Source organism: Haloarcula hispanica ATCC 33960 (genome assembly GCF_000223905.1).
GTDB lineage: Archaea > Halobacteriota > Halobacteria > Halobacteriales > Haloarculaceae > Haloarcula > Haloarcula hispanica.
Window position 1 is genome coordinate 2,632,518 of the sequence record NC_015948.1, and the last position, 22,831, is coordinate 2,655,348.

26 protein-coding genes and 2 tRNA genes are annotated in these 22,831 nt (G+C 64.3%); 8 read left to right on the top strand and 20 right to left on the bottom strand.

Annotation, left to right across the window (positions count from 1 at the left end; genetic code table 11):
- Positions 1 to 62 precede the first annotated feature (62 nt).
- Entirely contained in the window at positions 63 to 686 is a 624-nt protein-coding gene (locus HAH_RS13265) for a protein-L-isoaspartate(D-aspartate) O-methyltransferase (protein WP_014041385.1), read from the bottom strand.
- A gap of 1 nt (position 687) precedes the next feature.
- Positions 688 to 1,341, bottom strand: coding sequence for an HVO_0476 family zinc finger protein (locus HAH_RS13270; protein ID WP_008307750.1), 654 nt, complete (start codon positions 1,339 to 1,341; stop codon positions 688 to 690).
- A gap of 110 nt (positions 1,342 to 1,451) precedes the next feature.
- Between HAH_RS13270 and HAH_RS13275 the strand changes: the two genes are divergently transcribed.
- Positions 1,452 to 1,865 (top strand): DUF1648 domain-containing protein, encoded by a 414-nt coding sequence (locus tag HAH_RS13275; RefSeq protein ID WP_014041386.1) that lies wholly within the window; start codon positions 1,452 to 1,454, stop codon positions 1,863 to 1,865.
- A 67-nt stretch (positions 1,866 to 1,932) separates the two neighbouring features.
- On the opposite strand, the gene HAH_RS13280 is transcribed toward HAH_RS13275, so the two are convergent.
- Complete coding sequence (locus HAH_RS13280; RefSeq protein ID WP_014041387.1) at positions 1,933 to 2,886, bottom strand: aminopeptidase; 954 nt, start codon at positions 2,884 to 2,886, stop codon at positions 1,933 to 1,935.
- 191 nt (positions 2,887 to 3,077) lie between these two features.
- Here HAH_RS13280 and HAH_RS13285 point away from each other — a divergent pair, with 191 nt between their 5' ends.
- Entirely contained in the window at positions 3,078 to 4,142 is a 1,065-nt protein-coding gene (locus tag HAH_RS13285; RefSeq protein ID WP_008307747.1) for a type II glyceraldehyde-3-phosphate dehydrogenase, read from the top strand.
- A 3-nt stretch (positions 4,143 to 4,145) separates the two neighbouring features.
- Here the strand turns inward: HAH_RS13285 and HAH_RS13290 are convergent, their stop codons facing one another.
- Complete coding sequence (locus HAH_RS13290) at positions 4,146 to 4,637, bottom strand: metallophosphoesterase (RefSeq protein WP_014041388.1); 492 nt, start codon at positions 4,635 to 4,637, stop codon at positions 4,146 to 4,148.
- A 111-nt stretch (positions 4,638 to 4,748) separates the two neighbouring features.
- Here HAH_RS13290 and HAH_RS13295 point away from each other — a divergent pair, with 111 nt between their 5' ends.
- Positions 4,749 to 5,003 (top strand): DUF7533 family protein, encoded by a 255-nt coding sequence (locus tag HAH_RS13295; protein WP_014041389.1) that lies wholly within the window; start codon positions 4,749 to 4,751, stop codon positions 5,001 to 5,003.
- A gap of 198 nt (positions 5,004 to 5,201) precedes the next feature.
- Here HAH_RS13295 and HAH_RS13300 read toward each other — a convergent pair whose 3' ends face one another.
- The 3 genes from HAH_RS13300 to HAH_RS13310 form a co-directional block, all read right to left on the bottom strand.
- Positions 5,202 to 7,043 (bottom strand): UvrD-helicase domain-containing protein, encoded by a 1,842-nt coding sequence (locus tag HAH_RS13300; RefSeq protein ID WP_014041390.1) that lies wholly within the window; start codon positions 7,041 to 7,043, stop codon positions 5,202 to 5,204.
- An 81-nt stretch (positions 7,044 to 7,124) separates the two neighbouring features.
- Positions 7,125 to 7,424, bottom strand: coding sequence for a DUF7521 family protein (locus HAH_RS13305; RefSeq protein ID WP_014041391.1), 300 nt, complete (start codon positions 7,422 to 7,424; stop codon positions 7,125 to 7,127).
- 28 nt (positions 7,425 to 7,452) lie between these two features.
- Positions 7,453 to 7,803, bottom strand: a complete 351-nt coding sequence (locus HAH_RS13310) for an ArsR/SmtB family transcription factor (protein WP_004515333.1) — start codon at positions 7,801 to 7,803, stop codon at positions 7,453 to 7,455.
- Positions 7,804 to 7,935: 132 nt separating this feature from the next.
- Between HAH_RS13310 and HAH_RS13315 the strand changes: the two genes are divergently transcribed.
- The gene (locus HAH_RS13315) at positions 7,936 to 8,430 is read left to right on the top strand and encodes a PadR family transcriptional regulator (RefSeq protein WP_023843422.1); all 495 of its coding nucleotides are present in this window, start codon (positions 7,936 to 7,938) and stop codon (positions 8,428 to 8,430) included.
- Between the two features lie 232 nt (positions 8,431 to 8,662).
- On the opposite strand, the gene HAH_RS13320 is transcribed toward HAH_RS13315, so the two are convergent.
- Both HAH_RS13320 and HAH_RS13325 read right to left on the bottom strand, forming a co-directional pair.
- The gene (locus HAH_RS13320) at positions 8,663 to 8,842 is read right to left on the bottom strand and encodes an HVO_0416 family zinc finger protein (RefSeq protein WP_004515335.1); all 180 of its coding nucleotides are present in this window, start codon (positions 8,840 to 8,842) and stop codon (positions 8,663 to 8,665) included.
- A gap of 197 nt (positions 8,843 to 9,039) precedes the next feature.
- The gene (locus HAH_RS13325) at positions 9,040 to 9,612 is read right to left on the bottom strand and encodes a YbhB/YbcL family Raf kinase inhibitor-like protein (RefSeq protein ID WP_014041393.1); all 573 of its coding nucleotides are present in this window, start codon (positions 9,610 to 9,612) and stop codon (positions 9,040 to 9,042) included.
- A 175-nt stretch (positions 9,613 to 9,787) separates the two neighbouring features.
- Between HAH_RS13325 and HAH_RS13330 the strand changes: the two genes are divergently transcribed.
- Positions 9,788 to 12,070 (top strand): nitric-oxide reductase large subunit, encoded by a 2,283-nt coding sequence (locus tag HAH_RS13330; protein ID WP_014041394.1) that lies wholly within the window; start codon positions 9,788 to 9,790, stop codon positions 12,068 to 12,070.
- Between the two features lie 82 nt (positions 12,071 to 12,152).
- Here the strand turns inward: HAH_RS13330 and HAH_RS13335 are convergent, their stop codons facing one another.
- From HAH_RS13335 to HAH_RS13345, 3 genes are all read right to left on the bottom strand, one after another.
- Complete coding sequence (locus HAH_RS13335) at positions 12,153 to 13,913, bottom strand: alpha/beta fold hydrolase (protein ID WP_014041395.1); 1,761 nt, start codon at positions 13,911 to 13,913, stop codon at positions 12,153 to 12,155.
- Between the two features lie 260 nt (positions 13,914 to 14,173).
- Positions 14,174 to 14,545 carry a hypothetical protein gene (locus HAH_RS13340; RefSeq protein WP_014041396.1) on the bottom strand — a complete coding sequence of 124 codons (372 nt, stop codon included), beginning with the start codon at positions 14,543 to 14,545 and terminating at the stop codon, positions 14,174 to 14,176.
- An 82-nt stretch (positions 14,546 to 14,627) separates the two neighbouring features.
- A complete protein-coding gene (locus HAH_RS13345) occupies positions 14,628 to 15,617 on the bottom strand; it encodes a ring-cleaving dioxygenase (RefSeq protein WP_023843423.1) in 990 nt (329 codons plus the stop codon).
- Positions 15,618 to 15,754: 137 nt separating this feature from the next.
- Here HAH_RS13345 and HAH_RS13350 point away from each other — a divergent pair, with 137 nt between their 5' ends.
- Positions 15,755 to 16,282: a phosphopantetheine adenylyltransferase gene (locus HAH_RS13350; RefSeq protein WP_014041398.1), complete on the top strand. Its 528-nt coding sequence runs from the start codon at positions 15,755 to 15,757 to the stop codon at positions 16,280 to 16,282.
- A gap of 41 nt (positions 16,283 to 16,323) precedes the next feature.
- Here HAH_RS13350 and HAH_RS13355 read toward each other — a convergent pair whose 3' ends face one another.
- Genes HAH_RS13355 through HAH_RS13370 form a run of 4 tightly spaced genes read right to left on the bottom strand, consistent with a single transcriptional unit; the run spans position 16,324 to position 18,880 of the window.
- Positions 16,324 to 17,136, bottom strand: a complete 813-nt coding sequence (locus tag HAH_RS13355; protein WP_014041399.1) for an energy-coupling factor ABC transporter ATP-binding protein — start codon at positions 17,134 to 17,136, stop codon at positions 16,324 to 16,326.
- Positions 17,133 to 17,924 carry a cobalt ECF transporter T component CbiQ gene (gene cbiQ / locus HAH_RS13360; protein ID WP_014041400.1) on the bottom strand — a complete coding sequence of 264 codons (792 nt, stop codon included), beginning with the start codon at positions 17,922 to 17,924 and terminating at the stop codon, positions 17,133 to 17,135. The genes HAH_RS13355 and cbiQ overlap by 4 nt, the downstream gene beginning before the upstream one ends.
- Positions 17,925 to 17,927: 3 nt before the next feature.
- Positions 17,928 to 18,242 carry a PDGLE domain-containing protein gene (locus HAH_RS13365; protein ID WP_014041401.1) on the bottom strand — a complete coding sequence of 105 codons (315 nt, stop codon included), beginning with the start codon at positions 18,240 to 18,242 and terminating at the stop codon, positions 17,928 to 17,930.
- Positions 18,242 to 18,880, bottom strand: a complete 639-nt coding sequence (locus HAH_RS13370) for an energy-coupling factor ABC transporter permease (RefSeq protein WP_014041402.1) — start codon at positions 18,878 to 18,880, stop codon at positions 18,242 to 18,244. Before HAH_RS13370 ends, HAH_RS13365 begins: the two co-directional genes overlap by 1 nt.
- 120 nt (positions 18,881 to 19,000) lie before the next feature.
- Between HAH_RS13370 and nikR the strand changes: the two genes are divergently transcribed.
- Complete coding sequence (nikR, locus tag HAH_RS13375; protein WP_008307710.1) at positions 19,001 to 19,411, top strand: nickel-responsive transcriptional regulator NikR; 411 nt, start codon at positions 19,001 to 19,003, stop codon at positions 19,409 to 19,411.
- 80 nt (positions 19,412 to 19,491) lie between these two features.
- Here nikR and HAH_RS13380 read toward each other — a convergent pair.
- Both HAH_RS13380 and HAH_RS13385 read right to left on the bottom strand, forming a co-directional pair.
- Positions 19,492 to 19,566, bottom strand: a tRNA-Ile gene (locus HAH_RS13380).
- A gap of 184 nt (positions 19,567 to 19,750) precedes the next feature.
- A tRNA-Asn gene (locus tag HAH_RS13385) sits at positions 19,751 to 19,823 on the bottom strand.
- A 95-nt stretch (positions 19,824 to 19,918) separates the two neighbouring features.
- Between HAH_RS13385 and cca the strand changes: the two genes are divergently transcribed.
- Entirely contained in the window at positions 19,919 to 21,355 is a 1,437-nt protein-coding gene (gene cca / locus HAH_RS13390) for a CCA tRNA nucleotidyltransferase (RefSeq protein WP_014041403.1), read from the top strand.
- On the opposite strand, the gene HAH_RS13395 is transcribed toward cca, so the two are convergent.
- Positions 21,334 to 22,341 carry a histone deacetylase family protein gene (locus HAH_RS13395; protein ID WP_014041404.1) on the bottom strand — a complete coding sequence of 336 codons (1,008 nt, stop codon included), beginning with the start codon at positions 22,339 to 22,341 and terminating at the stop codon, positions 21,334 to 21,336. The genes cca and HAH_RS13395 overlap by 22 nt on opposite strands.
- On the bottom strand, positions 22,342 to 22,779 hold the full coding sequence (locus HAH_RS13400) for a histone (RefSeq protein WP_005537260.1): 438 nt from the start codon (positions 22,777 to 22,779) through the stop codon (positions 22,342 to 22,344).
- Between the last annotated feature and the right edge of the window lie 52 nt (positions 22,780 to 22,831).

The window sequence follows — 22,831 nt, forward strand, 5'->3', positions numbered from 1 at the left end:
ACCAGTATATTCGACCAGAGCTATATCAATGGCGCGACAACGGCGGCGTCTGTCGAAAGACCCTACTGGAGCGGGACGAATCGAACGCCGCCGTGGTCCTCGCTATCGAGCGTGCCGTCGGCCTGTTTCTCCGCGCGGATGAGACGCTGTCGCCCGTCACCGATTGGAGCCAGCAAGAGACCACCGGTGCGGGTCTGGTCGACGAGCGGGGCGGGGAACTCCGGCGCGGCACATGTGAGATACGTCCGATCGTAGGGGGCGTGGTCGGGCCACCCCTCCTTGCCGTCGTCGGCGCGAACGGAAACGTCGCCGTAGCCGGTCGCTTCCAGCGTTTCCCGTGCTTCGTCGGCCAGCGATGCGTGGTACTCCACGCTGTAGACGTTCTCGGGGCCGACCAGTTCGGCGGTCACCGCGGCGTGGTACCCACACCCCGTACCGACCTCTAACACCTGATCCCCCGGGGACAGGTCCAGTAACTCGGACATGATTGCAACCATGTGCGGCGCAGAAACCGTCTGACCTGACCCGATCGGGAGCGGGCGGTCGGCGTAGGCGTCGTGTCGCTTGTCGTCCGGAACGAACCGGTGGCGGGGAACCGACGCTATCGCCGCGAGAACGGCCTCGTCGGAGACACGCTCGCGAAGGCGGTCGGCCAGCCGCGACCGTTTTCGGCCCCAGTCGGCCATCCTACCACGCCGACCACGCCGTGGTCGACTCGTCCCTGACGTACAGTCGGTTGATGTCTTTCGCGATACCCATGTCGCCGTCGTGGTCCATGTTCTCGTGGTCGTAGCCGTGTGCGTCGTCGCGGACGTGAATCCCCTCGACGGTGAATTCCTCCTCGCCGAACTCCTCGGTCTCGCCGACGACGAACTCGTAGTCGCCGGGGACGTGGAGCTTGAAGCTCTCGGTCTCGTCGTGAGTGCCGTCCTTTGGATGCATCGTGACGTTGACCGAGACGTTCCCGACCGCCCGCGACCAGATAGTCTCGACGTCCTCGGCGGCCGCCTCGTCCTCGCGGCCGTCCGCGGTCTCCAGACTGGTGATCCGCGCCGTCACAACTGCTTCTTCTGTCTCCAGCAGGAACTCCTCGCCGACGGACAGTTCTTCCTCTGCTGGGACGTCGACCTCGGCGGTAAAGGAGTCCCCGTCCTGTGAGACAACGACGCTTCGCTTCAGCGTCTCTTCCTCCGGCAATTGTTCCTTGTGGACGTGGTCGCAGTCCGTACAGCGAACCGTCACATGGCCGCCCGGCTTCAGCACCTCGTGAACCGTTTCCAGGTCCGGCGAACAGGCCGGACACGGGAGGGCGATGCGGTCGCCCGGTGTAGCGTCTGTCATATGCAGTCGTTGACTACGCTCCCGTAAATGGTCGTCGCCACGGCGCTGCTCGTGGTTCTCACTCGCACAGTCACGCCGACCTTCTTGAGCGGCGGGACGAAACAACGGGTATGGCGCGCCGACAGAGCCGTACTGACATCGCAAGCGGTGCCATCATCGCCCTGACAGCCCTGGCCGGCGTGGCGGTCTGGTCGCGCCTCCCCGCAGAGGTCGCGATTCACTTCTCCGCGTCGGGCACGCCCGATAACTACGTCTCGAAGCCGGTCGGTGTCGTTCTCATGCCGGCGCTGATGCTCGCAACACTCATTGTGCTGAAATTGGCGTTCCGTTACGACCCGCCGGACGTGCCGCGGGTGGCAGCCACCATCACCGTCGCAACGATGGCGTTCATGAGTGGGATACACGGGCTCGTGCTCGCGTGGAACCTCGGCTATTCGGTCCCGTTCGACATCGTCCTCGTCGGGTCGCTCGTCTGGACGGTTGTCATGGTCGCGTACGCGTTGAAAGCAGAATACGTAGACTGATAGCGGCGGTTGGCTGTCAGTCAGCGTCCGCTATTCACGGGTCTTTGTGGGAGTCCGTTCTCGCCGCTCACTCGACGCGAGGAAGTTCCACTTCCTCGCCGTCCGCATACACGGTCGGTTCCGTCAAAATCCCGTCCAGATGGATCGGCGCGTGCACGTCGCCGCCCATCGCGTGGTCGTCGCCGATAGCGATGTGGACCGTCCCGCCGGCCTTCTCGTCTAGGAGGACGGAGCCGACGAGTTCGGTCACGGCGACGTTCGTGCCGATGCCGAGCTCGGCGAGGTTGTAGGCGTCCCGGCCGACCTCCTCGGCAGCCTCCTCGACCTGTGCGCGGATATCGGGGTCGTCGATATCCGTGACGTAGCCGTCTTCGACCTCAAAGGTGAGACGCTTGCCGTCGAGTTTGCCGTGGGGGCGCATCGTCCCGTCGACGACGAACGTGCCGTCGGCAGTCTCCGGAGCGAGGAACACCTCGCCGGCAGGGAGGTTCGACATCTCGCCAGCCTCGTGGACGATACCGGTGTCCATGTGCCACTCGCGCGCACCGATGCCGAACGTGATATCGGTCCCCTGGGGCGACGTGACTCGGATTTCATCGGCGTCCTCGACCTGCGCCAGCACGTCCTTGCAGTGCTGTTCGATGCGGTGGTAGTCGGCGTCTAATCCCATCAGAAACACGCCCTCGCTGATACCGGGCAAGGTTGCAACGCGAGCGCCGGCCTCATTGGCGTCGGTCCGGGCTTCTGTGTGGCTCAGGCTCTTGGTCGTCGGCGCGAGCACGACATCGGCAGTTTCCATCGCGCCAGCGACCGGCGCAGGCGGTTCCGAACCGTGTTGTTCGCCCGGCGGGTAGCGTACGAAAACGGCGTTATCGGTAATCTCCGCGGCGACGCGATACAGCGCCTCGCCGATTGATTTCCGCTGGTCGTCAGTAACGACGGCGCATGACTCGTCGGGCTGGAGGTTCAGGCACTGTTTGACAGCGGTCTCGGCGGGCGCGCGAAGCGACGAGTTGTCCATACAACTGATTGCGTACTCCGACTGAATAACTCTTGATGGACTGTCGGCGCAGGGCGTCGAAACGCGCTACGTCTCAGTGTTTTCAGAGGAATGTGGTCAAAGCTCACAATCGCCAGAGGTACAACTATGTGAGTTAATTTCTCCATATATTAATCACAAAGAATATACTCTCCCCGGAGATATGGACGTGTATGCTCCACGTGGGCATCAACGGCTTCGGCACCATCGGGAAACGCGTCGCTGACGCGGTGCGTGTCCAGCCAGATATGACAGTTGCGGGCGTCGCAAAGCGCTCGCCGAACTTCGAGGCAACTATCGCAGACGACCGCGGCTACGACCTCTACGCCGCGGACGGCCGCGAACCGTTCGATGAAGCCGATCTCGCGACGGCCGGTACGGTCCATGACCTCATTGAAACGAGCGACGTGGTCGTCGACACCACGCCAAGTGGCGTCGGCGCGGCCAACGCGCCGCTGTACGCCGAGCACGATACGCCAGCCATCTTCCAGGGTGGGGAGGACGCCGATGTGGCAGACGTGAGCTTCAACGCTCGCGCCAACTACGAGAACGCAGTCGGGGCTGACACGGCCCGCGTCGTCTCCTGCAATACGACTGGACTTTCACGCCTTCTCGCGCCGCTCAAGGAATCATACGGCGTCGAGAAATCGCGCGTGACACTGGTCCGGCGCGGTGCCGACCCGGGCCAGACCGGTCGTGGCCCCATCAACGACACACTCCCCGACCCCGTCGAAATCCCCTCCCACCACGGTCCTGACGTCCAGACGATTTTTCCCGACCTCGACATCGACACGATGGGGATGAAGGTCCCGACAACGCAGATGCACACCCACAGCGTCAACGTCACGCTGGAAAGCGAACCAACGACAGAGGAAGTCACGTCGCTACTGACCGACGAATCGCGACTGTTCCTCATCCCGAAGACGCTGGGTATCGACGGTGCAGGGAAACTCAAAGAGTACACTCGTGATGCCGGTCGCCCGCGCGGTGACGTGTGGGAGAACTGTATCTGGGCCGAATCAATCACAGTCCAGGGGCGGGATCTCTACCTGTTTCAGGCGATTCACCAGGAAGCCGATGTCGTGCCGGAGAACATCGACGCCGTTCGCGCGCTCTCGGAGCGGACCGCAAGCGCCGAGAAGAGCATCCGACGGACCGACGAAGCCCTCGGTGTCGGGCGCGGCCTCGTCGAACACGACGGCAGTCCACAGCGCGTCGACAGTCACGCCGACGACTGATTCTCACCCCAGTTCGTGGAACTCGACTTCGCCGGTGTCCGTCGACAGCGTCGCAACCGAGAACGGCTCGGAGGCCGGCGGAATCGAGATGCCGCCGGGGTTGATTCGTTCCGTGCCCCCGCGCTCCTCGTGACCGCGTTCGTGCGTGTGGCCGTGGAAAACGTAGTCGTAGCTCCCACAGTCGACCAGCGCGTCGACGATCTCCCCGCTGGTCCCGTGATACACCGCGAGGGTGTGCCCATCGATGGTCAGCTCGCCCATCTCGCCGAAGTACGTGCCGAATTCCTCGACGGTAGACTGGACTGCCCACTCGCCGTCGTTGTTGCCACGAACGGCGTAAAACGACCAGTCGCCGTCGAACGGCGTCACCGAGAAGGGGGCGACGAAGTCGCCGCAGTGGACGACCGTCTCACAGTCCGCCTCCGAGAACGTCTCCACTGCGGCTTCGACCTGCGCGGCGTTGTCGTGCGTGTCCGAGACGATGCCGATCTGCATACCGACGACGTTCAGCCGGGAGCGACTTGAACGTGTGGCCCACGATACAGGTGGGACCGCCGTCACCACACAGGCGCGACGCTTTTGTTTAGTCACCGCCTACGACGACCGATGGCACGGGGACTCATCGGGACAATCGAGCTGATGGTCGCGGTCGTACTCGCCGCGCGGGTCACCCTTCTCGGCGTCGACAACCTCGCCCGCGGCCAGACGGCGATCGGTGCGGTCTTTCTCGGGTTAGCCGCCGCCTTACTGATTATCGAGTGGGTCGCTCCCTCTCCGACAGACATCCCCGGTGCACTCGCCGGGCGGGCGCGGAGTGCGCTCCCCGGCGGGAAGCCACCGGACAGTAGCGACGACGACTAACTCTCGTCGCGCCAGCGGTCCGAGGTGACTCTGTCCACCGCCGCCATGTGGTCGTGTTCCTCGACCGTTTCGGCCCGCGATTCCTCGGCCTTCTGGACGGGCTTTCCTCGAACACGCGCTCGAACGCCACGTCGAGCGCGACGAGACGAGGTACTACCTGGAAGGTGGAATCATCGACGAGGAAGGAAATCGGCGGCTTCAGTCGGCCGCGATGGTCTCGCTGGCGTCGTCGAGCAGTTGCTCGATGGAGCGGTCGCTTGGCTCGTTTTCCAGCAAGACGTCGATAGGGAGCGTCGGCGCGCCGTCGACGAGGTTCTCGAGCAGGACGAGTCGCTCGCGAGCCCGGGACATCCCGACGTAGAACACGCGCCGTTCGTTGTCGGTCAGCGTCGGGACGGGACTGGTATGTTTCGTGAACTCGTCCATTCCGGGTACCTCGATACCCTGCTGGTCGACAGTCGCGGCCATCTGCTCGACGACTTTCTCGGTGAGGTCGGTCGCGACGAACACATGATCGGCCTCGCGACCTTTGGCGGAGTGGATCGTCCCCACGCGGACCCGGTCGGCGTCCATCCCGGTGTAATCGCCGGTGAAGTACGCGTCGACGGTCCGCTCCTGGAAGTTGGTCACCTTCCGGAGCATGTCGCCCGCCGAGGCCGCGTCGGGGAGGAAGGGAACGTGGTCGTGGACGACGTCAGGGTCGATCTCGATATCGGCGATGTCTTCGTCCTCGTGGGACTCGTCGATCTCTTCGAGCGCGTCGAAGAGGTCGTCACGTTCGCCCGTGCCGAAGGCGGAGTCGACGAGCATATCGGCGAGCCGGCGCGCTTCGAGCACCGTGAGCGGTTCGTCGGCTTCGACGGCTTCGAGCCCGTTGACGTACTGGGTGAGCCGATCGGTCCACATCCGCTGGTCGGTGAGACAGGAGAAGGGGATCCCGTTGTCGATGAACTCGTCGATGAACTGGAACATCTGGTAGCGGGCCCGGAACAGCACCATCACCGTCTCATCGGACTGCTCGATGGTCCGCGTGACGTTCCGGGAGAGGTCGAACATCGAAGGGTTCTGGACCGCCTCGACGCGGCCGCCCTCCTTGCGCGGATTGAGGTCTTTCTCCTGACGTTTCTCGATGTGGCGGACCTCGCGGTTGACGACGTTCAGGATGCGCGAGGGGAGCCGGTAGGAGTTGGGCAGCACCTCGTCCTGGGTGACGACCTCTTCGAGCAGGAGGTCCGGGTCCGCGCCCTGCCAGGCGTAGACGACCTGGTCGTCGTCGCCAGCGATGAGCACCCGTTCCATGTGGGGTTTCCACTCGTCGTAGACGTCGTACTGCAGCGTCGTGATATCCTGAAACTCGTCGATGATGAGGTAGTCGACGTTGGGGAGCAGCGAGCGCTGGGCGACCCGTTCGAGCATGTCGGCGAAGCCCGTCAAGTCGTTTTCGCCCTTGTAGGTGCGCCAGCCGCGGATGGCGGCGGGCACGTCCACACGGTCGTCGTCGGTCGGCCACGTCGGCGTGTACTTGTTGCCGGTCTGGGCGTTGTCGTCGATCTCCGGCGGGAGTCGGACTTCCTCGTCGTCCCACTTGAAGGGCACGTCGTACCAGTCGGCCACGTCGCGGCGGGTCCGCTGGAGCCACTGGCTCGTCGCGATGATCTTGTTCCCGAGGGTGGTCGAGCGGGCCGAGCGACGGCGCGAGCCCTCGTACTCGTCCTCGTAGTCGATGCCGAACTCCTCGCAGAAGGCCTCCTTGTCGTCCTCGCCGACGACGTCGCCGCGGGAGAGGTTCAGCAGTTCGTACGCCTTCGCGTGCATCGTACAGACGTTCCCGCGAAGAGCGCGAGGGGACAGGCCGAGTCGGTCCGCGAGTCGCTCACGGATCTCGGCGGCCGCCGCACGCGTGTACGAGACAACCAGTACGTCACGGAAATCGACGTCGTCGTCTTCCAGCAGTTCGTCGACGCGGTCGAGCAGCGCCGTCGTCTTCCCGCTACCGGGCCCACCGAACAGGCGGACAACCTCGGTGGTCGAATCAGTCATTGAACATGTAGTGGGACCGCGGCCAAATAAACAACGTGCTTTACGGGGACGACAACTAACAGGCGCACCCGAACGGATTTCTCATCGGTACAGCGACACGTACAGCATCGCGAACCCGATGATGAACGGAATCGTCTCCGCCATCTGGAAGAACACGCGAACGATGGCACCGGTCTCGCCGGCGCTCAGTTGCGTGATGACACTGGATATAGCGACACCCATACTGATGAACGCAAAGCCAACGAACGCATACTGTAGTCGTTCTGACGGGCGTTTCCGGTAGGCCTGGAAGCTAATCAGGGTGATCCCGAGCGTCAGCCCGAACACCACCATCCGCATCAGGATGAGCACGCCGCGTGCGATAGCCACGCCGGTCGTCATGCAGTCACGCCTCCGCTGGAGAGTGAATTCATTCCGGGTTCAGCTCGTCCCAGAGCTGACTGAACCGGTCCGGGAGGTTCTCCTCCCGATAGATGCGCACTTTGTACTCCTCGTCTTCGAGCGAAATGACCGTCGACTCGAAGTTGGACTCGTACACCTTGTAGTGGTTTCCGTCCTCGGCGACGAGCGTTCGGTCGGTGACGAGGTCGTACTCGTCGAGCAGTTCGATACGTCGATACACCGTCGGCAGCGAGAGGTCGCACTCCTCCGCGAGTTCCTTCGCCGACTGCGGTTCACGACTGATTGCGGCGAGTACACGGCGCGCGTGCTGGTCACCGATTGTATCGAGAATCTCCTCGATGCTCTGTTCCTCAGCCACTACACCAAGATTCGCGTCATATTATATAAGCGTTTTCGAGCACTGTGGTGGTTTCACGTTCAGAAAACACTGCCCCGTTTATATGATGATAGCCCCTGTAGTGCTCACTGCGGATTGCGTTCAGGTGAGACGATGTCCGGAGACAACCTCCGTCGCGTGACGACGGGCAAGATGCAGGGCCAGAACGCCGATGAGCGAGTGACCCCTCTCGGCGAGACAGAGCGCCCGGAATCGCATGACCCACCCAGTCGTGACGCCATCACGGAGTCGTTGGACCCGGTCATTGACGACGTCGTCGACGGCGAGACCGCGGTCGATGACGGCCTGGTCACACAGAGTTTGGAAGAGATCCTACTGGCGATGATCGCAGTCGCCGATGGTGGCACCCACGGGACCGGACTGATGGAGGAACTGGAAGCCCAGTTCGGTGCCGAACTGAGTCCGGGGACAGTGTACCCCCGGCTACACGAGTTAGAAGCGGATGGCACGCTCCAGATGCACGAACTCGTCCAGACGAAACAGTACGGAATCGCGGACGATGCGGCTGCGAAAGAGCAGATCGCAACGTCCGCGTCCCAACATCTCGCGCTCGGGCTGTTCCTCCACGCGTCGCTCGATGCGCTGTAACCACCACAAACCGGTCAGTCCGCCGACACACCACCCCCCAACCGTCGGCTGGCCACACAAAGACTCCCCACTTCCTTTCTGCGCAACGTGATACAGTCCCGACTGCCTGAGCCGTTGCTGTCCCGACACGAGACGTAGCGAGGCACATCCTGGCAGAGAGCGAACTGTCGGTTTGCGGGTCAGTACCGCCGCTATCGGATGCAGTGTGGAAAGCCGAGAAAGTGGAGTATCCTTACCGTACCGGTGTCCAGCCACACACCGAGCACTGTGCCGCTGTCGACTCGTGAAGGCCGCCGCAATCAGGGCACTGCTTCTTGTTATAGCTCTCTTCCCAACCACTCTGGTCCACGTCGTGGCCACGCTGGGAGAGGAACTCGTCGAACATATCGTCACTACTCGGTGCGGACGCCATACATGCTATGGTATATCACATCAGTATATAGGTTTAATGGTATTGTGAAACATTGGCATAAGTAACGACGCACCACGCGCAACGAGACGGTCAGTCACAGCGAGCCGTGCCACTCAGGAGCCGTACAACCAGAAGACAACATCAGATGAGCAGTCGTTCAGACGGTGTGCTGGCCCGGTTGTCTCCGATACCACCCGTTAGCTGTCGGTCGCAACCGGGTGGGTGTAATCAACAGTGATGCGGGCGCTTGCGATGAGCGCGTTCGCGATGGCCTCTGACGCCTGTTCCTGCTCTGTCCCACCCTCGATGGAAAGCATTTCGTCGAGAGCGAACACCTGAAACCGGTGTTCGTACGGCTGGCCGGCCGGCGGACACGGCGGTTCGTACCCCGGCTCGTTGGGGGGCTGTGTTCCCTGTCGAGCGCCGCCGAGCGCGTCGAGGGTCGGCTCGCGAGGGAGGCCGGCCGGAATCCGGTCCGTCTCTGGCGGGACGTTCCACAGCGTCCAGAACACCGGCTGGCTAAACACGCCGCCGTCGTACTCGGCTGTGACAGCGAGCGCTGCCGTCGGCTCCGGGACGCGCTCGATGACGAACGGTGGCGAAACGCCGTCGCCGTCACAGGTGAACCGGGCCGGAAGCTCGTCCCCGGAACTGAACGCGGGGCTCGACACTTCGAAAGCCGGTGTCGTGTCGTCCGACTGCCCGGTACAGCCCGCGCTCCCGACCAGTGCTGACGCCCCGAGCGTCTGGAGGAGGTGGCGACGGCGCATACCAGAGTGGGAGGGACAGGTCGTAATCTGCCTTGTGATACCCCGCCACGTACCACACCAAATCCGGTGAAGGGACACCACTGGTCCCTATCAGGGCGAACATGTTCCCGCCCGTCGCCAGCGACTGAGAACGTCTTACCCCCTTCTTATTTTGGGATACTGGAGTTCCAACCACATGGAACTCAAACGCAAAACGATCGCGAAGGTGATCGCCGCCGCGTTCGTCTTCAACCTCGTCGTCATGGGGGCTGGCGCGTGGATCGCGTATCAGGAAGCGCCACCCATCCCGGAGCAGGTTGTCGGACCCGACGGCGAGACGCTCGTCACGGGTGAGGACATCCGCGACGGGAAGAAGGCGTTCCAGAAGAACGGGCTGATGAACCACGGGTCGATTCTCGGGAACGGCGCGTACTACGGCGCGGACTACACCGCCGACTCGCTGGAGTTGAAAACCCAGCACATGCGGACGTACTACGCCGAGGAGCGCTACGGGACCGAGTACGACTCGCTGTCGACGGCCGAACAGGCTGCCGTCGATGACGACGTGAAACAGGACCTCAGTGGGGAGTACGAGGGCGGGAACATCGAGTACTCCGCCGCAGAGCTGTACGCCCACGAGCAGGTCCGTCAGGAGTACGTCGAGCGGTACCACGAGGGCAGCCACGAACGGGGCGTCCCTGAGGGGATGATCGACTCCGAAGCCGACGCCCGACAGTTCGCCGACTTCGCCATGTGGACGGCGTGGTTCTCCCACACCGACCGACCTGGCGGCGAACACTCCTACACGAACGACTGGCCCTACGAGCCGGCCGCCGGTAACGACGCGACCGGCGCGGCGATGACCTGGAGCGTCATCGCAATGGTCCTGCTCGTCGCCGCCGCCGGTGGCGGCATCTGGCTGTACCAGTCCGTCAGCCTCCCGGAACCGTCCGCCGGCGACCTCTCGGTTCCCGAGCCGGGCGACGTGAGCATCTTCCCCAGCCAGCGGGCCGCCCTGCGGTTCATCCCGGTCGCCGCCGGGCTGTTCCTCGCGCAGGTGTTACTCGGTGGATTACTCGCCCACTTCTACATCGAACGGGCAGGGTTCTTCGGCATCGAGGAAATCTTCGGTGTCCATATCCTCCAGATTCTGCCGTTTGCGATGGCGAAGACCTGGCACATCGACCTGGGCATTCTCTGGATCGCCGCGACGTGGCTCGGTGCCGGGCTGTTCCTGCCGCCGCTGTTGACCGGCCACGAGCCCAAACGCCAGTCGACGTACATCAACGTGCTGCTCGGAGCCATCGTCGTCGTCACCGTCGGCGGCCTCGGCGGCATCTGGCTCGGGTCGCACGGCTACTTCGGCGACCTCTGGTGGCTGTTCGGCAACGAAGGGCTAGAGTACCTCGAAGTCGGGAAGGTCTGGCAGGTCGGACTGCTCGTCGGCTTCGGCCTGTGGGCCGTCCTCTCGATTCGGGGCCTGAAACCGCTGCTAGACCGAGAGCCGGTGTTCGGCCTCGCCCACATGATTCTGTACGCCGGCGGCTCGATTGCACTGCTGTTTACCGCCGGGTTCTTCTTCACCCCGGAGACCAACATCGCCGTCACGGAGTTCTGGCGCTGGTGGGTCGTCCACATGTGGGTCGAAGGGGCCTTCGAGTTCTTCATCGTCGCCATCATCGGGCTGACGCTGGTGTCGATGAACCTGCTCAGCCGCCGCAGCGCCGAGAAGGCAGTCATGCTTCAGGCCTTGCTGGTGATGAGTACGGGCGTCATCGGCGTCTCCCACCACTACTGGTGGGTCGGCATGCCCGACATGTGGGTCCCCATCGGGAGCGTGTTCTCGACGCTAGAGCTGCTCCCGCTGGTGTTCATCCTCTACGAGGCGCTGGGTCAGTACCGGGCCATGTCGGAAACTGGCGGGTTCCCCTACAAGCTCCCGTTCATGTTCATCATCGCCAGCGGGGTCTGGAACTTCGTCGGTGCCGGCGTGCTCGGGTTCTTCATCAACCTCCCGCTCATCAACTACTACGAGCACGGCACCTACCTCACGGTCGGCCACGCCCACGCCGCGATGTTCGGGGCGTTCGGCTTCCTCGCGCTGGGGATGGTCACCTACATGCTCCAGCTCGCCATCAAGCCCGGCCGCTGGGACGGCTCCTGGCTCCGGGCGGCGTTCTGGTGCTGGAACGTCGGCCTCGCACTGATGGTGTTCGTCTCCGTCCTGCCCGTGGGCTTCCTCCAGCTGGAGGCGGCGTTCACCGGGAGCTACGCCGCGGCCCGGAGCGTGGCGTTCTACAACCAGCCGCTCGTCCAGACGCTGTTCTGGGCGCGGCTCCCCGGTGACACGCTCATCATCCTCGGGACGGCCATCTACGCGGCCGACCTGATCCGCAAGCGGTTCGTCCTCCGGCGGTCCGAGGACGACCCCACGGTCGAGGACATGGCCGTCGCGGAGGGCGTCATGAGCGACGACTGAGTTACCGCCGGGTTTCGGCTGTGGTCATCACGGCCGGAACACGGCTCGCCGACAGCAACGAGAAGAGAGTGACCCGTCGGATCTAGACGGGGAACTGCGTCGCCGTCCCGGCGACGATGACCCACGTCACGAGGACGGCGTTGATCGTCGCGCCGACCCAGACCCGACCCGTCTTCCTGAAGAAGTAGGTGCTGACGAAAGCCACGATGCTGAGCAGGGCGACGAACTGCAGCGCCAGGATTGTCAGCAGCGGGTGGCCAAGCGGCAGGGGCTGGCCAGTCAGCAGTGGGATGTACTGAACCGCCAGCAGCACGACGAACCCACCGACGACGATGAGCCAGTTCGTCGCCATCGCGCGGCGGAGCGACCGGGACTCGCCCTCGGGACGGAGCTGACCGTGCAGGAGCGCACCGAGGACGACGAAGAAGGCAAACAGCGGCAAGAGATACGAGAAGCTGATCCGGAACTGCGCCGGGGACAGGAGTTTGATGGCGAACACCCAGATGCGGAAGTCCGTCTGGAACAGGAACGCCACGACAGCTTCCAGCAGATACAGCACACCGACGGTAACGACACCGGCCAGGACCGAGACGCCGACTGTCCGCGCGCCGTCGCCCGTATCGAGGCCGTAGCTCGCCAGCGACACCGAGGGGTCGTCCGCGTTAGTCGTGTAGTGCCACACCGCGAACAGCACCGCGGTGATGACCGCGTTCCCCAGCGCCCAGACGATCACGCCGTTGTTGATCTGCTGTGGGAACAGCCAACTGAGGCCGATAATCGCCGGTGCAACGTCTTGCAACGGGAAGTACGTCACAATCGGAATCGCGGCGGCGAGCAGCGACGCCCCGTAGCGTTTCGCGCCGGTCATCCCCTTCCCGTCGGGGTACTCCCGTCGGAGCCTGTCGGTCGGTGCCCGGTCGATGAGCAGGCCGCCGACCGGGAACAGCGACAGCACGCCGCCGATGAGGGCAACAAAGGTCCCGAGCGATTTCCAGTACCAGACCTGGTTGCTCGGGTCCATCTCGTCTTCGCCTTCGAGCGTTAGCTGGAGCCACTCGATGGACGCGCCGATGGCTGCGGTCGAGAAGTGGTCGCCGGGGTGAGTGGTTGCCGGGGTGTACAGTTGCCGTGCGGTCCCGTCCTCGACACTGCCGTAGGTACGCCCCTCCTCGACGGCGCTGTCCGTGCCGAACACCGTCTGGAGTTTGTCGCTCTGCTCAACGTCGGACGCACTCGCCGTCCCCCACATCAACGGGGCGAACTCGTCGTACTCGCTGAACACGACGGCGAGGTTCCGTGGGAACGAGTCAGTACCTTCGGGGGCACGGTTCGACCCAGTCGATGACCCCTCGATGACCATCGACTCGTACCCGTCCGGATGGGCCGCGGCCGCCGTGATGACAGTCCAGCCACCCATCGAGTGGCCTTCGAGCCCGATGTTTTCGTTATCGACGTAGTCCAGCGACCGGAGATATTCGAGGCTGTCGGGGCCACCGTAGCCGTTTTTGAACGCTGGCGGGTCCGAGTAGCCGTGGCCGGTCTGGTCGATAGCGAGAACCACGAAACCTCGCCTTGCGTACTCGATAGCGAACGGCGACTGCGTCTCCTTCGAGTTGATGTAGCCGTGGACGGCTAACACCCCCGGCTGTGGGGAAGCGCTGCTCGCCTCCTCAGGGATGTACAGCGTCCCGCTCATCATCGTCCCGTTGGTCCCGGAGAACTTCACGTCGCGAACCTCGACGGAACCGGCGTCTGTTTGTACTGTCCATGCGAGCCCGCTCCCGCTGAATATCAGGAGTAGCGACACTGCAGCGACGAACCACAGTCGTCTATCATCGTTCATGATAATACCACGGACGCAGGTGAGACACTCAGTGAATTAAACTTACTGTAAACTCCAAGCCAACGGTAAAGAATTGGGAACGGCGCTGGAAACGGTGTTCTAACCCGTTGAAATGGGTGGCAGGTTCCACCCGCGTACTGGGCAGTGCTCCGATTCCCACTTCATTACCAATTATTCGGCGTTATCAATAAACCGGTTTATCGGGCATCTACGGTCACAAATAGCCACTTCAGTTTCAATTACTCGCCCCATGGACGAGGTTACGCGCCGCCGAGTTCGTTGGTCCAGAGGTGTTCGATGTCAGCTTCGAGATCAGCCGTATCGAGCGCTTCGACGCCCGACAGGTGCTCGCGGGCGTCCGTGAGATGCTGCTGGACCGCGGCCACGTCGTCAACCGACTTCGCGGCACAGAGCGACACCCGTGCTCGGTTGATTTCCAGCCGCTCCCCGAGCGCCTGCGTCACCGGGATGTCGTGCTCGTCGCCGAGCTGTGCCATGCGGTCTAGCACGCTCGTCGGGACTTCCAGCTGGGCCGCGAGCTCCCGGGACGGCAGATCGACCGTGATATCGATCGTCTCACACTCGCTCTCACCCCACGGCGCGATAACGTACTCCTGCCCCTCTGTGGACATATAACGTGGGACAGTCCGGACACTCATATTTACTCACAGGCTAACAGGAAGAATGAGGCGTATACCGGTCGGTTCGTCGGTGTTAGTCGTCGGCTTCGGCGGCCGCTGGCCGGGGAATCGTCACCTCCGTGAGCCCCGCTTCGATTTCCTCGCGTCTGCCCTCGAACTTCCCGGGCAGCACCAGCCGGCCACCGAGGTCGTCAAGCGGTTCGTCGCTGTCGTACCCGGGGCCGCTCGTGGCGAGTTCAAACAGCACGCCGCCGAACTCCCGGAAGTAGACCGACCGGAACCAGTGGCGGTCGATCTGTGATGTGGGGCGCAGTCCCGCACCGCGAACGGCCTCACGCATCGACTGCTGGTCCTCGTCGGTTGGCGTCTGGAAGGCGACGTGGTGGACCGTGCCGTGGCCCTGCCGGCCGCCCTCGATAGTCGGCAACACGTCGACGTACTTCCCGACAGACCCCGTCGCGGCGTAGCGGGTCCGCTCGTCGCCGGGCGTATCGCCCTGTGCCTGCTCGGTGCCGACTTCCTCGAAGCCCATCTTCTGGAGCAGGTCCTCCGTCGGTTCGGGGTCAGCGAGCCAGAGCGTCACCGAGTGGAAGCCACGGATGGCGGCGTCTTCGGGAACGAACTCCGTCCACGGCTCGGTCGGGTCGTCGTCGGGAATCCCGACTTCGACCAGTTCGACCGGGAGCCCGTCCGGGTCGCGAAACGGGAGGACGGTCTCGCCGAACCGCTCGACACGGTCGTCGTAGTCGACGCCGTACTCGTCGAAGCGGTCCTCCCAGTAGTCGAGGCTTCCCTCGGGAACGCGGAACGCGGTGCGTGAGACCTGTCCAGAGCCGACCTTCCCCTGTGCGTGGTCCTCCCACGGGAAGAACGTCATGCTCGTCCCGGGGTTCCCCGCGGCGTCGGCGAAGAAGAAGTGGTACGTACTGGGGTCGTCCTGGTTGATCGAGCGCTTGACGAGCCTGAGCCCGAGCGTTTCGACCCAGAAGTCCATGTTCTGCTGGGGATCGCTCGCGATGCATGTGACGTGATGGATGCCCGGTGTAGGGGTGGCTTCGGTCATTGGGAGCAATACGTGCCGGAACTACTTGAGTGACTGCTGACGTGAGTGTTACCGGGGTACAGTCGGTGGAAGCTGTTGGCACTGGCGAGTCATGCGACGGACAGCAGTTATATATGACACTGGTGGGACATTCGCGTATGGCAGACGCGGACCGGACAGCGATTCTCGGCGGGACCTTCACACCGATTCACAACGGCCACCGGGCGCTCCTACACAAGGCGTTCCAGACCGCAAGCCACGACGGACGTGGCGATGGCCACGTCATCGTCGGTCTGACGAGTTCCAAGCTGGCTACAGAGACGCGTAGCGACCCGGGACACGCGGAGCAGTTGGGTGCGTACGACGACCGCCATGCCGCGCTCGATGCCGAGTTGGCCCAGTTAGGCGAGTCATACACCGCCACTTACGAGATTCTCCAATTAGAGGACACGCAAGGACCAGCCGCGACGCGGGCCGACGTGGATGCGCTCGTCGCCTCGCCGGAGGCGAAGGCACAGCGCCGCGCCTACGAACTCAATCAGCAGCGGCGGGACGCGGGGCTCCACCCGCTGGAGATCCACACGCCGCCGTTTGTCGTCGCCGAAGACGGCACGCGGATCAGCAGCACCCGGATTCGGAACGGCGAAATCGACGTACACGGCCGCCTGCTCGACGCGTCAGAGTGAGGGTGGTGTGAAAAGCGCCAGTTTCTCTGCGCGTCAGACCGTCACTCCATGGTATCCGGACCGTCCGCGTCCAGCCGTTCGGCGGCCCCCGCGACGGTCAGTGGCACGTCGTCCGTCCGGCCCTCGAACAGTCTGACGACTTGTGGCGGGCGCAGGTCACAGTCCCGCAACAGGTCAGTATCAGTCAGGATACGGCGGGTGGGCCCCCTCGCGGCAATCGTGCCGGTATCGTCGAGCAACAGGACCCGGCCCGCGACGTGCGGGACGAGTTCGGTGTCCGGCGTCGAGACGACGAGCGTGACGCCCGCGGCCGCGAGTTCGTCCAGCAGGTCGAGAATCGTCTCCCGGTTCGCGGCGTCGACGTTGCTCACCGGTTCATCGAGCAACAGTACGTCCGGTTCGACGGTGAGCGCGCTGGCGAGAGCAGCCCGGCGCTGTTCACCGCCGCTGAGCCGGAACGGCGGCTTCGACAGGAGGCCGTCGAGGTCGAGCCGGGCCGCGACTCGCTCGACGCGGCGGTCAACCTCCGCGCGCTCGCAGTCGAGTTGCGCCGGCCCGTAGGCGAGGTCTTCGCGAACGGTCGGGTTGAACAGGTAGTCCGCAGGGTTCTGCGTGAGGACGCTCAGACGGCTGCGGACGGTGTCGGCGTCGGTCGTCTCCCCGAAGTACCGGACCCGCCCGCCATCGGGGTCGACCAGCCCGCCCAGCAGTTCCAGCAGCGTCGACTTGCCAGCCCCGTTCGGGCCGAGCAGCGCTACGCGGTCGCCGCGCTCGATGGACACATCGACGCCGTCGACGGCCAGCGTTTCATCGGGGTATGCGTACCGGAGGTCAGTCGCCTCGATAGCAGTCACGCGACCACCACCACGACGGCGAGCGCGACGACCAGTCCGAAGGCGAGGTCGGCCCGCCCGAGCGGTTCCCGGGGCTGTGCCGGCGTCGAGCCAGTCCCGCCACGAGCGCGAGCGGCCCGCTGGACCCGCTCGCCGCGTTCCAGACTGCGGACGAGAAACGAGCCCACGAAGTTCCCCGAGTCGCGCCAGTTCCGGCGGAGGCTCGGCTCGGCGATGGTTCGACTCCGGCGAGCCCGGACCATGCGTTCGAGTTCGGCGAAAAAGAGGAGCAGATAGCGGTACGTGATTCCGAGCAGCGAGACGGCAATCGACGGGACCCGGAGCCGGCGAAACGCCGCCAAGAGGTCGGCGAAGCGGGTGGTCAACAGCAGGACAGACAGGAAGCCGACACACGCGGTTACGCGGACGGCGAACGTAAGCACGTAGTCGACGCCAGCGGCCGAGAGCGGGAGCGAGCCAAGCGAGGGACCACCCATCAGGATGGCCTGTGGCGCGACGACGACGAACGCGAACGCCGGCGGGCCGGTCAGCCGCCCCAGGAAAGTACGGATAGGTATCCGAGAAATGGCCGCAAGCACCGAAGCGAGGAGCGCGAGCGCGCTGACGACTGCCAGCGTCCGCTGTGTCACGGTAAGGGCGACGAGCGTCGCGACGCCGACGAGCTTGACCGTCGGCGTGACGGCCTGGAGAAACCCGTCCCGGTCCGGCAGGTCCTCAGCGAGCAGGAACCACTGGGCGCTGGCCGCGATGGCCGCAACGGTCCGGTCGAGCAGGTCTCTGCCGGACATCAGCTACTGCCGCTGGTCGGTATCCGCCCCGAGCAGGCGACCGATGCCGGCACCGAGGAGGAGCGTCAGCGCCGTCCCGACGACGGCCGACACGAACGTTCCGGTTGCACCACCGAGACCGGGGACGCCGTAGTCCGGGAACAGCGCGGTACCGACGGCGGTGGCGTGTTCCGTCGCATCGGTCGCCTCGGCGGCGTTTTCGAGCGGTTCGGCGTAGCCGACCTGACCGGCCGCCCATCCGAACACCGGCGCGAGCAATGTCAGGACCAGCAGCGCGGCGAGGGCACGAGGTAGCCAGTCGGGAAGATCCCGGGCCATCACGCACTCACCTCCGGGGCGGCGTTCGGTCGCAGGTCGGGGCGAGCGCGGGCCAGATAGCGGTAGACCAAGGCGGTGATGGCCCCCTCAATCAGGCCCAACGCGAGGTGCCCGACGCCCATTATCGACAGCGTCGTCAGCAACTGGTACTGGAACGCAGAGGAAAGGCCCAGCTGAAGGGCGGCGGTCAGCGCGCCGGCCGTGATTCCTAACCACCCCGCGACGAAGGCCGCGCGGAATTCACCGTAAGGGACGAGCAGGCGATAGATGGCATAGCCGACGTACACCTCGACGACAGCCATGTTGAACACGTTCGCGCCAAGCACCACGAGCCCGCCGTCACCGAAGACGAGCGCCTGAATCGTGACGACAGTCGCGACACAGAGCGCGCCCAGGTGCGGACCGAGGAGAATCGCCGCGAACGCGCCCCCGACGAAGTGGGCGCTGGTGCCCCCGGGAATTGGCCAGTCAAGCATCTGTGCGGCGAAGATACTCGCTGCGACGACACCGAGCAGCGGCGCGCGCGCATCGGAAATCTCACCGTTGACACGCTTGGCAGCGACGCTCAGAACGACGACCGCAAGCGCACCGAACAGCAACGCAAGCGGTAGATCGATATATCCGTCGGGAATGTGCATGCTACCCGGGTCTGGCCCCGGCGCAGTAATAATACTTTTTCATCGGGCAGTATTACTGCCGACGAGTGAGTATTACCGAAGCCCGGATATCCATATGCGAGCCCCTCTCTATCGACACACATGAGTGAGGACCTCGACCGGATCAGCCTGACACTCCCCTCGTCGATGGTCGACCGACTCGACGGTATCGTCGACGACTGGGAGTACGCGAGCCGGTCGGAAGCCATTCGTGACTCGCTACGTGACTTCTTTGCGACCTACGAGTGGGAGTCCGGTGACGAAAAACACCACCACGGGACCATCGTCATCGTCCACGACCACCACGTCTCGGGCATCGCAGACGAGCTTCAGACGGTCCAACACGAGATGGCCGACATCATCACCTCCGTCCAGCACATTCATCTCTCCCACGACACCTGCATGGAGACCCTGGTCGTCGAGGGCGCGGGCGGCAATATCACGGAGCTAGCCAACCGTCTCCGGGCGATTGGTGGTGTCCAACAGGTCAAGGTCGTCGTCGTGGACGAGTGAGTTGTGGGCGTGTGAGTCGCCTTCCCCTCGAAAATATGAGACTCCGACCGCATTGCAGACCGTTCTGCCAGTGGTGGACATGGGCCCTGCCGGATTTGAACCAGCGCTCAATCGGTTATGAGCCGATCGCTTTAACCAGACTAAGCTAAGGGCCCTCAGAATGGTGTTGATGAGTCCGCATCTTTAGCCTGTCGGGTTGGAGTGGAGGGGTTTCGGAGATGCAAGCGAGACAGGACAGAGCGATCTATGCATCGTTTGTGTGGACATTGTTCAGCGGCCGAACGCCGACGTTACAGCGACTGACTCGCAGCACTCGTCGATTTGCGAGTGAAAGAACGACGCCACCGCCAGGGCTCGAACCTGGGACAACCTGGGTAACAACCAGGTGCTCTACCAACTGAGCTACGGCGGCGCGAACGCATCCAATCATTGCCAGAGTTGGTAATTAGGGCTTTCGTTTCCAGTCGGCATCGACACGCTTTCACGCACTTGTGCGCAAGCGGCGGTATGAGCGATGAGTTCGACGCCGTCGTCGAGGAGATGCGAGCACGGGCCTCGCCAACCGACGACGAGCGAGCGCAGTTACAGCGGGTCGCCGACGCGGTGATGGCCGACGCCGAAGCAGCCATCGCGGACCTGCCGGTCGCTGCGGAGGTAGTGCAAGTCGGATCGACGGCCCGCGGAACGTGGACCGCCGGCGACCGAGACGTGGACGTGTTCGTCTGTTTTCCACCGTCACTCGACCGCGAAGCGCTGGAGGAATACGGGCTGACGGTCGGGCACGAAGTCCTCCCCGATGGGCGCGAGGAGTACGCCGAACACCCCTACGTCGTCGGCGAGCGCGAGGGGTACGCCGTGGATCTGGTGCCCTGCTACGCGGTCGAGGACGCCACCGAGATCCAGTCCGCGGTCGACCGGACGCCGTTTCACACCAGATATCTGCAGGAGCGACTGGACGACGACGGCGCGGGCGAGGTGCGGGTGGCAAAGCAGTTCCTGAAGGGCATCGGTGTCTACGGGAGCGACCTCCGAACATGCGGGTTCTCGGGCTATCTGACGGAGCTGCTGGTACTCGAGTACGGCGGCTTCCGGGCGTTCGTCGAGGCAGTCGCGGACTGGTACCCGCCGGTTCGGCTGGACCCCGAGGACCACGGGAGCGAGACGTTCGACGACCCGCTGGTCGTCATCGACCCGACGGACCCGGAGCGCAACGTCGCGGCGGTGCTGTCCGCCACGAACGTCGCCAGGCTCCAGCACTACGCCCGGGACCTGCTCGCCGAACCACGGGCCTCGCTGTTCACCGAGGACGACCCTGAGCCGTTCGCAGCACCAGACATCGAAGCCGCTGTGTCACAGCGGGAAACGACGCCGATGGCGCTCCGCTTCGTCGCCCCGGACGTGGTCGACGACCAGCTCTGGCCCCAGCTCCGGAAATCCCTCGATGGGCTCTGCAGCGAACTCGACCGACTGGGGTTCGAGGTCCTGCGGTCGGCCGCGTTCGTCGAGGACGGCAGCGGAGACGACGGGGGCCGAGCCGTCGACAGTGCGAGAGCTACCGCCGGCGGCGACAGCGGATCACCAGCACAGCGGGACGCCGTCCTGCTGCTCGAATTTGCCGTCGCCGAGCGGCCGGCCGTCGAGCGCCACGAAGGGCCGCCGGTCCACGTCCGCGAGCACGCGAGCGGGTTCTTCGAGAAGTACGACGACGACCCCGAGGTGGCCGGCCCCTTCATCGACGGCGACCGCTACGTCGTCGAGCGGCCACGCGCGATCACCACAGCTGCCGGGTTCCTGTCGAGCGATGCTGTCTTCGACGTGGGGCTGGGGCCACGGATCGAGTCGGCACTGGAGGACGGCTACGAGGTACTGGTCGGCACAGAGATTACAGCGCTTGCCGACGGTTTCGGCGTCGATCTGGCGGACTACTTCGAGCCGAAGCCCTGATCGGCGAGGTCATCGAGAACGTCGCGAGCGTCGTCGCTGACGTCGTCGTCCGGTTCCATCGGCTGGTAGCCGTCAAAGACTTCGTGAACGGTCGTAACCGAGTCTGAGAGGGTATCAAGTCCGTACCCGCCCTCGAGGATGATTCCAAGCGCCGCGTCATAGGCGTCTGTGAGCGAGCGCATGCGGTCCGTCATTGCGCCGTACCCTTCCGTCGAGACGCGCATCCGTGAAATCGGGTCGTGTTCGTGCGCGTCGAAGCCGGCGCTGATGAGCAACAGGTCGGGGTCGTAGTCCTCGATGGCCGGCGCGATGCACTCGTCGATCGCGGCGAGGTAGTCGGCGGTGTCAGCGCCGGGCTTGTACTTGACGTTGAGGTTCGTGCCGTCGGCGTTCCCCGTGCCGGTCTCCTCAATGTCGCCAGTGCCGGGGTAGAGGCCGTCCTCGTGTATCGAGGCGTAGAACACGTCGGAACGGTCGTAGAAGATGTCCTGTGTACCGTTCCCGTGGTGGACGTCCCAGTCGAAGATGGCGACGCGCTCGGCATCGGCTTCGAGGGCCGCCTGTGCCGCGACGGCCGCGTTGTTGATGAAACAGAAGCCCATGGCGTCGTCGCCCACAGCGTGATGGCCGGGCGGTCGGCCCAGAGAGAACGGTGTGTCGCGGCCGGCGTTGCCGTCAAGCGCGGCTTCCGCCGCCCAGACAGCGAGGCCTGCCGACGCGAGCGCGGCGTCCCACGTCTCCTCGACCGCGACGGTGTCGGCGTCCCAGTTCCCACCGCCGTCGTCACAGAACTCGCGGAACTCCTCGATGTAGTCGGTGTCGTGGACCTCGCGCACGAGGTCGATGTCGGCGTCGTCGGCGGTGACGTACTCGACACCGTGGTTCTCCTTGAGCGCGCGCCGTATCGCTCGAAGTCTGTCGGGACTCTCCGGATGTCGCGGCCCGGTGTCGTGGTCCAGACAGACCTCGCGGTAGCCGAAGTTCATTCAGTAGTACTGTTCGAGTTCGAAGTACGTTTCGACGTCAGCTGCCTTGATCGTCCGACGGTCAGCGTGACGAGCCAACGTGGCGGCCGCGGCGGCCGTGTCGTCGGCGTACGTTTCGAGGAGCGACGCGAGGGCGACGCGGGCGTCCATTGCGACGCGGTAGTCGTCGTCGATGTCGAGCCGTGCGATGCGGTCGACCGGCGCGACGGGGAGTTCGAGGCCGTCCTTCTCCGGGACCTGCTCGATGCCGAAATCGGCCGGCATCAGCGTCTTTCGGCCGTCCGTGGTGGCCTCGGTAGCTGCTGTGACGGCAAGCGAAGCGCCGTGGTCCTGTATTCGACGAGCCAGTTCCTCCGCAGCGTCGGCACTCACCCGGAGCCCGTCCGCGTTCCGCCGAATGACCGCATCCACCGGTGCGAACGGTAGCTCGACACTCATACCCAAACCCGGGAGTGTTGCGGTCTTAAGAGTTTCCGTAGCGTCGCTCGGC